At 64.4% G+C, this 12,858-nt stretch carries 10 protein-coding genes; 6 read left to right on the forward strand and 4 right to left on the reverse strand.

Translation table 11 applies throughout. The features are described from left to right. Positions 1-21 precede the first annotated feature (21 nt). Positions 22-708 (forward strand): peptidoglycan DD-metalloendopeptidase family protein, encoded by a 687-nt coding sequence (locus DDQ68_RS08100; protein ID WP_109655843.1) that lies wholly within the window; start codon positions 22-24, stop codon positions 706-708. Between the two features lie 49 nt (positions 709-757). Here DDQ68_RS08100 and DDQ68_RS08105 read toward each other — a convergent pair whose 3' ends face one another. Further along, a complete protein-coding gene (locus DDQ68_RS08105; RefSeq protein ID WP_109655844.1) occupies positions 758-1,975 on the reverse strand; it encodes an ABC transporter permease in 1,218 nt (405 codons plus the stop codon). An 82-nt stretch (positions 1,976-2,057) separates the two neighbouring features. Here DDQ68_RS08105 and DDQ68_RS08110 point away from each other — a divergent pair, with 82 nt between their 5' ends. From DDQ68_RS08110 to DDQ68_RS08125, 4 genes are all read left to right on the forward strand, one after another. Beyond that, positions 2,058-3,278 (forward strand): exo-beta-N-acetylmuramidase NamZ family protein, encoded by a 1,221-nt coding sequence (locus DDQ68_RS08110; RefSeq protein ID WP_109655845.1) that lies wholly within the window; start codon positions 2,058-2,060, stop codon positions 3,276-3,278. Positions 3,279-3,428: 150 nt separating this feature from the next. Then, positions 3,429-4,349, forward strand: coding sequence for a methionyl-tRNA formyltransferase (fmt, locus tag DDQ68_RS08115; RefSeq protein ID WP_109655846.1), 921 nt, complete (start codon positions 3,429-3,431; stop codon positions 4,347-4,349). A 129-nt stretch (positions 4,350-4,478) separates the two neighbouring features. After that, on the forward strand, positions 4,479-4,976 hold the full coding sequence (locus DDQ68_RS08120) for a dihydrofolate reductase (RefSeq protein WP_109655847.1): 498 nt from the start codon (positions 4,479-4,481) through the stop codon (positions 4,974-4,976). A 221-nt stretch (positions 4,977-5,197) separates the two neighbouring features. Continuing rightward, the gene (locus DDQ68_RS08125; RefSeq protein WP_109655848.1) at positions 5,198-5,605 is read left to right on the forward strand and encodes a GNAT family N-acetyltransferase; all 408 of its coding nucleotides are present in this window, start codon (positions 5,198-5,200) and stop codon (positions 5,603-5,605) included. A gap of 83 nt (positions 5,606-5,688) precedes the next feature. Here DDQ68_RS08125 and DDQ68_RS08130 read toward each other — a convergent pair whose 3' ends face one another. Next, positions 5,689-7,230, reverse strand: a complete 1,542-nt coding sequence (locus DDQ68_RS08130; RefSeq protein ID WP_109655849.1) for a FlgD immunoglobulin-like domain containing protein — start codon at positions 7,228-7,230, stop codon at positions 5,689-5,691. 46 nt (positions 7,231-7,276) lie between these two features. Here DDQ68_RS08130 and DDQ68_RS08135 point away from each other — a divergent pair, with 46 nt between their 5' ends. Next, entirely contained in the window at positions 7,277-8,317 is a 1,041-nt protein-coding gene (locus tag DDQ68_RS08135) for an IS630 family transposase (protein WP_109652031.1), read from the forward strand. On the opposite strand, the gene porU2 is transcribed toward DDQ68_RS08135, so the two are convergent. Both porU2 and DDQ68_RS08145 read right to left on the reverse strand, forming a co-directional pair. Then, entirely contained in the window at positions 8,273-11,401 is a 3,129-nt protein-coding gene (gene porU2, locus DDQ68_RS08140; RefSeq protein ID WP_109655850.1) for a putative type IX secretion system sortase PorU2, read from the reverse strand. The genes DDQ68_RS08135 and porU2 overlap by 45 nt on opposite strands. 69 nt (positions 11,402-11,470) lie before the next feature. Further along, on the reverse strand, positions 11,471-12,586 hold the full coding sequence (locus DDQ68_RS08145; protein WP_109655851.1) for a putative type IX sorting system protein PorV2: 1,116 nt from the start codon (positions 12,584-12,586) through the stop codon (positions 11,471-11,473). Positions 12,587-12,858: the final 272 nt, after the last annotated feature.

Below are 12,858 nucleotides of genomic sequence, written 5' to 3' on the forward strand. Positions count from 1 at the left end.
CCCCGCGCCAAAATTTTGCCCATGCCTACTCCTTTCCTCCGCGCCCTGGCGCTGGTCCCGGCCGCGCCGGTGGTGCCCATGCTCCTGGGGGCCCCCAGCGCCGCCCGCCTCGATTTCACCGCCGCCAACACCCTACTCACCCCCGAAGCCCTGCGCGACACGCCCGCCTTCGACGCCCTGGTGCAGCAGTTACTGGCCGCTCAGCACGCCGTCACCGGCCTCGGCGGCTACCTCGAAAACCGCGTTATCTATCGCCGCAGCGCCCATTTTGGGGCGGCCGAGGGGGCCCGCTCCCTGCACCTGGGCGTGGATGTGTGGGTGCCCGCCGGCACGCCCGTGGCCGCGCCGCTGCCCGCCACCATCCACAGCCTGGCCGACAACAACAACTTCGGCGACTACGGCCCGACCGTCATTTTGCAGCACGAGCTGGCCGGCACCGTTTTTTACAGCCTCTACGGCCACCTGGGCCGGGCCGAATGGCAACACCTGCGCCCCGGCCAGGCCCTGGCCGCCGGCGAAACCTTCGCCACCGTGGGGCCCTATCCCGAAAACGGCGACTGGCCCCCGCACCTGCACTTCCAGCTGATGCTGAACCTGCAAGGCCGCCAAGGCGACTTCCCCGGCGTGGCCCGGCCCGACCAGCGGGACCACTGGGCCGTCCTTTGCCCCGATCCGAATTTGCTGCTGCGCTCGCCTCTGCTAATGTAGCGCCGGGCGGCCGGCGAAAAGCCGGCAGCCCGGCCCAGCCTCATCGTTTTTAATCGAACTTGATGGCCACCACGGGCTTGATGCGCGATATTAGGTACGTGGGAATAAGGATGGCCAGCAGCGTGGTGCCGAAGGTGGCCACGTTGAGGACGAGCAACACTTTGAAGTCCCAGAAAATCGGCACCCGGTCCATGTAGTAGTTCTCGGGGTCGAGTGGGATAACCTTGAAAAAGTACTGGATGGCGCAGAAGCCCAGCCCCACCGCATTGCCGATGAGCATGCCGCGCACCGTAAGCGAGAGGCCCCGGAAGAAGAACATCTGCCGGATTTGGTTGTCCGTTGCGCCCAGCGCCTTCAGCACGCCAATCATATTGGTGCGCTCCAAAATCATGATAAAAATGGTAGCCACCATGTTGAACGTGGCCACGAAGATAATGAGCAGCAAGAAGATAATGACGTTGCGGTTGAGTAGTTGCAGCCAGTCAAACAGCTGGGCGTACTGCTCGGTAATCTTGTCAATTTTCAGGTCGTAGGGCAGCGCTTCGTAGAGCTGGTCGGCGGTGCGGTCGAGGCGCTTGAAGTCCTTGAGCACCACTTCCAGGCCACCCACCAGCGAGTCGGGCCAGGCGTTCAGCTCCCGAATCTGGCGGATGTCGCCCACCACGTAAGCCTCGTCGAACTCGTCGAGCCCGGTCTGGTAAATGCCGCTCACCCGGAAGCGCCGGATGCGTGGCGGGTTCTGAATGAAGTAGAACAGCGCCTCGCTGCCCACCTTGAGGTTCAGCTTGTTGGCCATCTTGCGTGAGAGCAGCACGTCGGTGCTGGCCGAGTCGGCGGGAAAGTGCAGGAACTCGCCCGCCACCAGGTTTTGGCGCATGGGCGACTGGCCTTCCCGCTCGTCGATGCCCTTCACCACCACGCCCAGCACCTCGTCGGGGGTTTTGATGATGGCCGTTTTGTAGGCATAGGCCTGCACCGTTTTCACCTGCGAAAACTGGTGTAGGCGCTTCTCGACGGATGGCCCCCCGATGGGCGCCACTTCGAGCGAATTATTCGTGTCGTAGCGCGACACCTGAAGGTGGGCCCCAAACGAAAAAATCTTGCCCTGAATCTCGTGGCGGAACCCTTGCAGGATGGCAAACGACACAATCATCACGCCCAACCCCATGGCGATGCTGATGATGGCTATTTTTGTGACCGACGAAGTGAAGGAGCCGGAATCGGCCCCGCCGTCGATTTTGTGCGATATGTAGCGGGCAACGTTCATGCAGTGCCGTAAAGCTACGCAGATTGCGCACCCCCGAACCCGGAATTTTCGCTTTTTACCGCAAAAGAACGCCCCTCCCGCCATGCCCAGCCCCACTTTGCTTCCCTCCCTGGCGCTGCTGCTGGCGCTGCGCACCTGCTCCGCGGCGCCGGGCCCCCATGCGGCCCAGCCGGCAGCCAGGGCCCCGGGGGCCCCCGCGCCGGCCGGCCCGGTAGTGGGCGCCGCCCGGCTGGCCCAGTACCTGCCGCTGCTGCAAGGCAAGCGCGTGGGCCTGGTCGTCAACCAATCGAGCCGCGTAGGCAACACCTATTTAGTGGACACGCTGCGCAGCCGTGGCGTGAACGTGACGGCCATTTTCGCGCCCGAGCACGGCTTCCGCGGTGAAGCGGCCGACGGCGCTACCATCCAGGACGGGCGCGATGCCCGCAGCGGCGTGCCCGTGCGCTCGGTGTACGGCAAAACCAAGAAGCCCACCCCCGCAATGCTGGCTGACGTGGACGTGCTAATCTTTGACATTCAGGACGTGGGGGCCCGGTTCTATACCTTCATCAGCACGCTGCACCTGGTGATGGAAGCCGCCGCCGAGCAGAACAAAGCCGTCATCGTGCTCGACCGGCCCAACCCCAACGGCACCGCCGTGGACGGCCCCGTGCGCGAGCCCGCTTTCGTTTCGTTCGTGGCCCAAGACCCGCTGCCCATCGCCCACGGCCTCACGGTGGGCGAGCTGGCTGGCATGATTAACGGAGAAAAGTGGCTGGCCGGCGGCCGGCGCTGCCGCCTCACGGTGGTGCCGCTGGGCCCCGGCTACACCCACGCCACGCCCTACGCCCTGCCTGTGCGCCCCTCGCCCAACCTGCCCACGCCCCACGCCGTGGCCCTCTACCCCACCGTGTGCCTGTTTGAGGGCACCAACGTGAGCGTGGGCCGCGGCACCGATTTCCCGTTTGAGGCCATTGGGGGCCCCGCGCAGCCGGCCAGCCGGCCGTTCTCGTTCATCCCGCGGCCCAACGCCGGCTCGCCCACCCCACCGCTCAACGGCCAGCGCTGCTACGGGCTGGATTTGCGCGGGGCCCCGGTGCCGCCCACCGGCTTCTCGGTGCAGTACCTGCTCGATTTTTATAAACAAAGCACCGACAAGGAGCATTTCTTCACCAAGTATTTCGAGCAGCTCAGCGGCACGCCGGCCCTGCGCCAGCAAATCATCGCCGGCAAAACCGAAGCCGAAATCCGCACCTCCTGGGAGCCCAGGCTGGGCCAGTTTAAGCAGTTGCGCCGGAAGTATTTGCTGTATCCCGAGCGGTGATTCATCATCTAACCAACGCTAAAAAGACCGTCGTGCAGAGCGCAGCATCTCTACCGCGTAAGTAATCGATTGGATTACTGCCGCAGTAGAGTTGCTTCGCTGCGCTCTGCATGACGGCTTTATTTCATTCATTGGTCTTTCCAATATCCTATGCTGAACATCATTTTCATGGGTACGCCCGACTTTGCGGTGGCCACCCTGGAGGCGCTGCTGGGCTGGCCCGGCGGCCAGGTGGTAGCCGTTGTCACGGCCCCCGACCGGCCCGCGGGGCGCGGCCGCCAGCTCCAGGCTTCGGCCGTAAAGGCCGCCGCCGCGGGCCACGGCCTGCCCGTGCTGCAACCCACCAACCTGAAATCGCCCGATTTTCAGGCCGAGTTAAGAAGCTACGGCGCTGATTTGCAGGTGGTGGTGGCGTTCCGGATGCTGCCCGAGGCGGTATGGGCCATGCCGCGGCTGGGCAGCATCAACATCCACGCCTCGCTGCTGCCGCAGTACCGCGGGGCGGCGCCCATCAACTGGGCACTCATCCGGGGCGAAACGGAAACCGGCGTGAGCAGCTTCTTTTTGCGCCACGAAATCGACACCGGCGACCTGATTTTTCAGGACCGCGTGGCCATCGCGCCGGAAGACGATTTTGGCACACTTTACACCAAGCTCAAGCACGCCGGGGCCCTGCTGGCCCGCCGCTCGGTGGAGGCCCTGGCCGCCGGCACCGCCCCCAGCCTGCCCCAGCAAATGGGCGGCGACCTGCGCCCGGCCCCCAAAATCCAGAAGGAAACCGGCCGGCTCGACTTCACCCAGTCGGCCGTCGATTTGGTGAACCTGGTGCGTGGCCTCGCGCCCACGCCCGCGGCCTTCGCGCCGCTGCCCGACGGCCACATCCTCAAGATATTCCGCGCCGGGGCCCTACCCGCCGGCTCGGAGGAAGCGCCCGGCACCTGGGCCACCGACGGCCGCCGCTACCTGCGCGTGCGCGCCGCCGACGGCTGGCTCGACCTGCTCGACGTACAGGCCGAAGGCAAAAAGCGCCTGGGCGTGGAGGAGTTTTTAAGGGGCAACAAAGTCATTTAACAACGAACATTTATCATTTAACAACTGCTGGGCAATTAAACTTTTACCCGACTTACCAGTACGCTTAGATGACTTATGCCGACTGTTTTTGACCGTATTGCTTGTTTAATATTAATTAATAACTGTTAAATGACAATGGTAGCATTGGTAGTGGCCGTGGCCGACAACGACGTAATCGGCCGCGCCGGGCAGCTGCCCTGGGGCCGGATGAAAACTGATTTGCAGCATTTCAAGGCCCTCACTCTGGGCCATCCGGTGGTGATGGGCCGCAAAACCTATGACAGCATCGGCCGGGCCCTGCCGGGCCGCCCCAACCTGGTAGTGACGCGCCAAGCCGGTTGGGCTGCGCCCGGCTGTGAGGCCGTGGCGTCGGTACTGGGGGCCCTGGCCCGCGCCCAAGAGCTTGATAGCGAGCTGGTATGCGTCATCGGCGGCGGCGAGATATACCGCGAGGCCCTGAACGCGGCCGATATGGTGCATCTCACCGAAGTGCACCACGCCTTCGAGGGCGATGCCACGTTCCCCGCCCTCTCCCCCACCGCGTGGCGCGAGGAAACCCGCGAGCGGCACGAAGCCGATGCCGATAATCCCTACGCCTTCAGCTTCGTGACGCTCCGCCGCCGCTGACGCTTTTGGTTACTGGTTGTTCGTTGGCAGGATTTAGGGCCCCGGGCGGTGGGCACTGGGCCGTCGTGCTGAGCGCAGCCGAAGCATCTCTACCGCAGCAATAAAGCATGATTTAGTCAACGGTAGAGATGCTTCGGCTGCGTTCAGCACGACGGCCTGGGTGCCCTATACCACCTGGGGGCCCTGAATATCGCCAATGGACAACTAGCAGCCAGCAACGCATGGACATCCGGCCCATTCCCTTCGCCGCTACTTATCCACTGCGCCACCAAGTGCTGTGGCCCGGTAAACCAATGGCGTACTGCCACTTGCCCGACGACCCACTTGGGCACCACTTCGGCGTGTTTCAGAATGAGGAGCTGGTGGCAGTGATTTCGCTGTTCGTGCCGGGGCCCCTGGCGCAGTTCCGCAAGTTTGCCACCCGGCCCGATTGCCAGGGCCAGGGGCTGGGCACGGCCTTGCTGCGCCACGTTTTCGCAGAAGCGGCCCGGCTGGGGGCCCAGCGTATTTGGTGCAGCGCCCGGCTGGCTACGCTGCCGTTCTACGAGCGGTTCGGCCTGGGGCCCGACGGGCCGTTTTTTCAGAAGGAGGGTATTCCTTACGTACGGCTGCAGAAAGATTTGCCGTAGCGCCGGGAGCCCCACAAACGCAAAAAAGCCGCTCCAAAAGAGCGGCTTTTTTGCGTTGGGAAAGGCGAATCTGTTTTTGCCTTTTACCGCAGTAGCACCAGTTTGCCCCAGTCGTTCTTGAAGGCTTGGTCGCCGCTGGTGGCGCGCTGCGAGAACTTACCGTCCGGGTCGTCGAGGCTGACGCGGTAGAGATAGGTGCCGTTGGCGAGGCGGTCGCCGTACTGGTCGGTACCGTCCCAGGCGAAATCGGTGAGGTTGTTGCCCAGGTGCAAGGCCCCCAGCTCGCCCATGAAAATCTCGCGCACCACGCGGCCCGTCAGGGTCATGATTTGGATTTTCATGTTGCGCGGCAGCTCCTGGCCTGTCACCGTGAACACGAAACGCGCCTTGCTCGTCACCGGGTTCGGATACGGGTACACGTTAGTGATTTGCGAGGCGTTCACGACCGTGAATTTCACCTGGAATTCCTGGGCCGCGGCGCTGAGGTTGGCCGTATTGCGGCCCTGCGCGCGCAGGGTATAGGTGCCGTCGGGCAGCGGGGCGGTACGGCCGGGGTGATAGTCGAGGTAGGCGGTGCTACCGGCCGCAGTGGTTTGCACACGGAAGGTGGCGTCGGGGCCCAGCACGTTCACGGCCGTGGCCGGGCCGGTGCCCGCTTGCAGGTACACGGTGAAGGCCGAGGCATCGGCCAGGGGCCGCAGCTTGTCGGTATCGGTGAGCTGGATGCTGACCACGGGGCGCGGCGACACGATTTCGCCGTTCAGGATGTGGCGGCCGTCGAAGGCCACGTCGAGCACCGGCGGCACGCTGGTGTTGCCCACCTGGAAGGGCGCCAGGTTCAGCTCGTTGTTGACGTGCGTGAGCTCGGGCAGGGCCTTGGGGTCGGTGGGGGCTACGGGCAACGGGTTGAACGTCACCCGCGTGGACAGATTCCCGAACTTGCCGGTGAGGGGCACTTCCACGTTTTGGGTCAGGATGGCGTCGGGCTGCAAGGGCGCCGTTACGGTCTGGACCACCGACGCCACCTGGGTGTTGGTGTTGCTGTCGAACACCTCCGTTTTCACCCGCATCGGGGCCCCAAAGGGCAGCGCCGACACGTTCTCGAACTGCACCGGGAAGGCCAGCTTGCCAGTGCCGGTGGCTTGAGCCAGCAGCGCGGCGGGGGCGTAGGTGGCAGCCGGTACCAGGTCGCGTCGCACGATGCCCTCGGGCACGCCGGTGTAGAGCACCAGCCACTCGCGCAGCTGCGGGGCCACGCCGTTGGGATCGTCCACGCTCAGCTCCAGCTGCAAGTACGGGTAGTCGACGGCCGAAATGCCGGCCAGCGAAAACCGCGACGACGGCACGTTGGCGTTTAGCTCTTTGGTCACACCGTTGGCGTCGATGCCCAGCAGGCGCAGCCGGAAGCTGCCCGTACCGTTGCCGCGCGTTACCTGGTGCAGCAGCGTTTTCCACTCCTGCGCCGGGCCAATGCGGGCCGAGGTGATGGTGGCCCGCGTGGCTTGCGCATCAAACGACCAGCGGCCGTCGGGGCCCGCCACGCTCGCGCCGGTCAGGGTATTGCGCTGCAACTGGGCGTAGTGGCTCTGCGACCAGCCGCTGGCCCCGTCAATTATACTCGTCACGAAGTAAGTTGCGAATGAGTTGCGGGCAAAGTACTAAACTTGTGTCATGAACGTGGAGTTGACCGTTTCCGAGCGCCAGCACTTGCGCCAGTTGCAGAAGCAACGACGCGATGACGAGGGGTACGTGAAGGTCACGGTCGTGCTGATGCTCGACGCGGGCCGTGGCCTGGCGACGGTGGCTCAGGATTTGGGCCTGGACGAGACGACGGTCTACCGCTACGTGCGGGCGTTTACCGACCTGGGCCTGGAAAAGTACCTGGCCCACGAGCAGCCGGGCTACTGGGGCCTGCTGTGCAGTGCCCAACTCGCCCACTTGTGCCGGGAAGTCAACACGACGCTCTACACCGATTGCAAAGCCATACAGGCGTGGCTGTTGCGCACCTACCAAGTGACCTATTCGCTTTCCGGCCTGACGGACTTGCTCCACCGCCTGGGCTTTACCTACAAGCTGACCACCCCCGTGCCCTGCCAGGCCGATGCGGCCGCGCAAGCTGATTTTCTGGACGAGTTGGTCGTGCTTGAAGCCCACGTTGAGCGGGGCGAGGCGGTGCTCTATTACGCCGATGCGGCCCATCCGACCCACAACACGCGTTGCACCCGCGCCTGGTGCGCCGTGGGCCAGGAACGCCCCCTGCTCACGGTCAGCGGCCGCGAGCGGGTGAACCTGAACGCGGCCCTGAACGCCTACGAACCGACGCAGGTGGTGCTCGACGAAACCGCGTGCGTCAACGCGCAGAGCACCCGGCGACTCTACGAGCAGCTGCTGGCCGCCCACCCCGACAAGGCCCGCATTTACGTCGTGTGCGACAACGCCCGCTACTATAAAAACAAGGAATTGCGGGTCTGGCTGGCCGACAAGCCCATCTGCCAGGTGTTTTTGCCCCCTTACTCGCCCAATCTGAACCTGATTGAGCGCTTCTGGAAATACCTGCGCCAGAAGATTATCAACTCCACCTTCTACCGCACCAAGGGCCAGTTCAAAAAGGCCGTGCTCAACTTCTTTGACCGGCTCCCCGAGTTTGGCCAAGACCTCACGTCCCTACTAACCCGGAAATATCATATTCTCGACGCGCAACCCTCTTCGTGACGAGTATACGCGGAACGAACTGGTGGCCCAGCGGCCATCCTCGCCCACAGCGGCCGTGGCGAAGCGCACGCGCCAGTACCACACCACACTGTCGCGCCCGGCGATAGCGGGCAGCGTGGGCCGCCAGCTTATCAGCAGCGGGGCCGTGAGGTCGGTGCGCTGCACCAGCGGGCTGTTGAAGGCCGCGGTGGTATCCAGCTCCACGTTGAAGAGGCGGGCAGGGCCGTTGGGGTCGTTGGTTTGGGCTACCAGGCGGGGCGTGCGGGTGGGCACGATGGCAAACTCGGGCGGGTTGAGCACCGTCACGCCGCCCTGCAAAAAGGTGTAGCTGAGCGTGGCCGTGTTGTTAGTTTCGTCCAGCTCGGCCACCTTCTTCTGGTAGTCCAGCTCCACCGTGAACTGGTTGTTGCCGAATACGTTCACGCCGCCTACCACAATGTTGGTGATGGGAAAAGCGTACACCGTGTCGCGCCGGAACGCCTGCCGGAACACCTGCGTGTACACGTCGTCGGGCCGGCTGGTGCCCACGTAGCTGCGGGTCACGCGGATTTCCACCTTATCGAAGGTGACCTTGCCGGGGTTGCTCATCCCGATGTTCAGCAGAAACGAGGGCGAGGCCGCCGTCACGTCGGTGGGCGGGTTAGCCGAGGCCACGGCCAGGGCCGCGCTGCTGGCCACAAAGTCGGGCTTAGCCGGCGCATACAGCGTCAGCGCGGGGTCGCCCTGCCAGCCGGTACCCAGCAGCTGCTCAATGCCCACGTCGTCTTTGAAGTACGCCAGTTTCTGGAGCCGTGCTACCAGCTCGTCGTGCACGGCCGTGATGGGCTTGCCGTAGTAAATGGGGTCGTTAAGCAGCAGCCGGTAAATCGTATCCTGCGAAATCGAAAGCCGGTCGGGGTAGCTAAAGCCGTACTCGCCGAGCGAGCCCAGGGCCCCGGCGCTGGGCACGTTGAAGAGCCAATCCTCAACGCGGGTGTAGCCGGTGGTGAAGGTGTGGTTGCCCGCGCAGCCGTTCAGGAAAAGCATCGGATACTTACCGGCGTTGGTGTAGCCACTGCCCGCGTCGGCGGGCGTGCCAAAGTCGAGCAGGAAATCGTTGTTGGAGCCGTGGCCGAAATACGTGATGAGTGCGAGGCCCGCGTTCAGCTCGGTGGCAATGTTGACGGGCACGGGCAGCGTACTGGCCACTTGGCGGGTCGTAACGGTGCCCCCGAAAAAGGGCCGCTCCACCCGCACCTTGCCGCGGTCCATCGTGGCCCGGAAATCGTCGGACTCCAGCTTATCAGTGCCCGCCACCAGGTGCAGCACATTTTTGCGCCACGGGGCCAAGCCCAGCGCTTCGTACTCTTTTAGCTTAGCTAAATAGGTGAGCACCTGCTGCTCGTTGACGACCGTGAGGCGGCCGGTGCGAATCTTGGCCCGGTAGTCGCCAGCCCGGAAATCGGCCGAAATCATGTTGTCCGACACGGCCCGCGAGCTGGTGGGAATCAGATCGAAGCCCATTTCGCCGTTGGTACGGAAAAGGCGGCCTTGGTAAGCCGATTCGCTGGGCACGATGCCCTTACCCAGCAGCAGCAGGTAGCGGTTGGGGTTGGCGGGGGCCCCGGCCACCAGCCACAGGCTAAAGTGGCGCAGTGCCAGCCACGACCGCTCGCCGTAGTGGAACTGGTCGTAGAGCTGCGGGGCCGTCACCACCAGCGTGTCGTAGGCCCCGCCGGCCGCCGAAGCCCGGTAGCCCGCGTACTGCCGCGGCGCCTTGGAGGCGCCGTACACCTGCGGGTGCGTGACGATGGCGAAGGTGGCCCGGGCGTTGAGGGTGCGGAACACCATGCGGCGGGGCGCGGCCGGCACCTCAGCGGCGGCCGCATCGGCCAGCAGCAGGCGGCGCGACTGCGCGGCGGTGGCGCTCAGAAACACGAAGCGCTGGCCCAGGGCCCCCAGGGTTTGGGCAGCGGCGGGCGCGATGCGCTGCACGTTCCAGGGGTCGTGCACGTCGTAGCCGCGCGCGGTGGCCGGCAGGCTGTCCACCTCAAACGTGGCCGGGGCGCTCAGCGTGGAATCGCTGCGAAAGAACTGGGGCCCGCCTTTAAACCAGCGGCTGGCCTGCGGCACCACCGCCCGCAGGAACGACACCCGGAAGGCGTCGCGGGTGGAACTACTGGTGCTGGTGACGGGCACCGAGCACCGGATGCGCACCGTGCCGTCGGGCCCTACGTCGGAGCGCAGCAGCGTGAAACGGCGCGTCACGTTGTCGTAGTTATTATACGTAACGGTACCTAGCGTGCGAAACACGGTGGGATTCGCCGGGTTGGCCACCGATACCTGGGTGAAGTGCGGCACCAGCGTGCCACCGCCCAGGCCCACCTCGATGGTGGGGGCCGGCGCGGGCCCCGTGCCCGGCACGCCGCGCAGCCCGCCCACTACGCCGTCGAAAATGCCATTGCCATTCCTCCCCCCTGGGATGGTGCTGGAGCGAAAGCCCTCGCTCGACCCCAGCCACGGTAGAAACGTGACTTGGTTGGGCCCCACGGGGTCTTCCACGTAGGTAGTGGTGATGGCCTGGGCGGGGGCGTATAGCCACCACGCATGGGGCGCGCCCCCGCCGGCCGACTGCGACTCGGCCATACGCCGGCCCTGGGGGCCCGTGGGGCCCGGGTAGGTCAGGAAGTACGCGGCCGTGTCGGTGTAGAAGCTGTAAAGCTGGTGGGGCTGGTCGCTGTTGACCTTATAGAGGTCACGGTCGAGCACGCCGTCGTTGCGCTGGCCGTAGAACTCCAGGTACGTGCTGGCGTCGAACGTGGCGGGGGCCCCGCCCTGGTACACGGCCAGCTCCTTGCCGCGCCGCCATAGCTGCAACCGGCTGGGGTCGAGGCCGTTGCCGAGGCCGGCTTTGGTCAGGTAGTCGTAGTCGAGGCGGTAGAGGGCATCGCGGGTGATTTTTATCTTGTAGTATGCCTGGCCCGGCACAATCCATTCGTTGCCATAGGGCCCCGACTGCGCCCGGGCCGCGCCGCCGCCCAGCAGCAGCAGCAGCCAGACACACGCCGTCCATTGCACCAGTTTGCGGGTATTGAGTTGTTTCATAACCTAATGAATGCGCCCGGCCATTGCCCCGGCCGGTAAGTTGGAAGGATATAGCAGCAGGTTAATTGGTTATTTAAAACCGTAGCCTAGGCTCACAATCAGCGAGTTGGTTTGCGAGCTTTGGCCCAGGGCCTCCACCGCGAGGCGCGAGAGGGCCAGGTCCACGCGCAGGCCGCTGAGGGCCACGCCGGCCCCCAGGCTGTACTGCCCCTTCTGCACCTTGCTGCCGCTGAAGTCGGTGATTTGCTGAAAGTCACCGACGCCCCCGCGCAGAAAAACCAGGCTTTTGTAGCCCAGCTCCACCCCGGCGCGCGGGTTGATGCTCACCGGCCCGCTGGCAATGAGGGTGTTGCGCTTGCCATCGGTAGTGATTTCCAGGTCGGTCGAGACCAGGGCCGTGAACTGTTGGGGCAGCTTGAACTGCCGGCCCGCGCCCAGCACCAGGCGCGGCAGCGTGACTTCGTTGCGGTTGGCGGGCACGGGGTCCGTGCCGTTGGCCACGGCGCTGTTGGGGCCCTTCTGGTACTGGTCGGCGTTGATGCTCCAGGCGGTGAAGGTCGTGGTCACGTCGCGGGCCACGGCTGCCAGCCGCCAGCCCTTGCGGTTGTACTGCACGCCCAGGTCCACGCCGAAGCCGTAGGCGTTGGCGTAGTTGCCCACGTTGCGGTAAATCAGCTTGGCGTTAGCCCCCACGCTCAGGCCCTCCACCCGCCCAATTTTGCGGGCGTAGGAGAGCAGCATGGCGTAATCGGCCACCGAGAAATAGGTAATCCGGCTGTAGTCGATGTAGCCGTACTCGTTGATGAGGTTGCGCGTGTCGGCGATGTTGTCCACGCCCAGGCGCATAATGCTTACGCCGACGGTGCTTTCCTTGTCGAGCGGCATGGAGAACGCGGCGTAGTCATTCTTCACAATGCCCGAAAACAGTTCGGAGTGCATCAGCACGCCGTCGTACTTGTGGGTTTGGTTGGCCAGGCCGGCGGGGTTCCAGTAGCCGGCGGTGGCGTCGTCGGCCAGGGCCGTCTGCACCTTGCCCATGCCCAGGGCCCGGGCCCCCACGCCCACGTTCAGGAAGTCGTTGCTGTACTTGGGCGCGGTGGTGCTTTGGGCGGCGGCGGGCAGGGCGAGGGCCCCGAGGGCCAGGGGCCCCAGCCACCGCCGGGCGGCGGCGTAGAGTTGGGTCATATCGCTAAAAGGACGGTAGATTTTTTTTCGCAGACGGAACGCAAGTTACCGCTTTCTAGTGCAGCGCGGGGCCCCGGAATCAGACAATAATCGGCAGCGGGCAGTGCAATTGGCTCCGGCGGGGGCCCAGCGCGGTTGCGACGACAAAAATATTTTTCGACTAAAAAGGGCCTAAACAACCCGCTGGGGGCTCTTTGCAATTCCATCTAGGAAAAACACCATATTATTTTACAACAGTACCTTGCAAAACAAAGTACCTACCATACATTTGT

The organism is Hymenobacter nivis (genome assembly GCF_003149515.1).
GTDB lineage: Bacteria > Bacteroidota > Bacteroidia > Cytophagales > Hymenobacteraceae > Hymenobacter > Hymenobacter nivis.

Coding starts and splice junctions, on each gene's coding strand:
- DDQ68_RS08100 (WP_109655843.1), top strand. CDS start 22: ATGCCTACTCCTTTCCTCCGCGCCCTGGCGCTGGTCCCGGCCGCGCCG.
- DDQ68_RS08105 (WP_109655844.1), bottom strand. CDS start 1,975: ATGAACGTTGCCCGCTACATATCGCACAAAATCGACGGCGGGGCCGAT.
- DDQ68_RS08110 (WP_109655845.1), top strand. CDS start 2,058: ATGCCCAGCCCCACTTTGCTTCCCTCCCTGGCGCTGCTGCTGGCGCTG.
- fmt (WP_109655846.1), top strand. CDS start 3,429: ATGCTGAACATCATTTTCATGGGTACGCCCGACTTTGCGGTGGCCACC.
- DDQ68_RS08120 (WP_109655847.1), top strand. CDS start 4,479: ATGACAATGGTAGCATTGGTAGTGGCCGTGGCCGACAACGACGTAATC.
- DDQ68_RS08125 (WP_109655848.1), top strand. CDS start 5,198: ATGGACATCCGGCCCATTCCCTTCGCCGCTACTTATCCACTGCGCCAC.
- DDQ68_RS08135 (WP_109652031.1), top strand. CDS start 7,277: ATGAACGTGGAGTTGACCGTTTCCGAGCGCCAGCACTTGCGCCAGTTG.
- porU2 (WP_109655850.1), bottom strand. CDS start 11,401: ATGAAACAACTCAATACCCGCAAACTGGTGCAATGGACGGCGTGTGTC.
- DDQ68_RS08145 (WP_109655851.1), bottom strand. CDS start 12,586: ATGACCCAACTCTACGCCGCCGCCCGGCGGTGGCTGGGGCCCCTGGCC.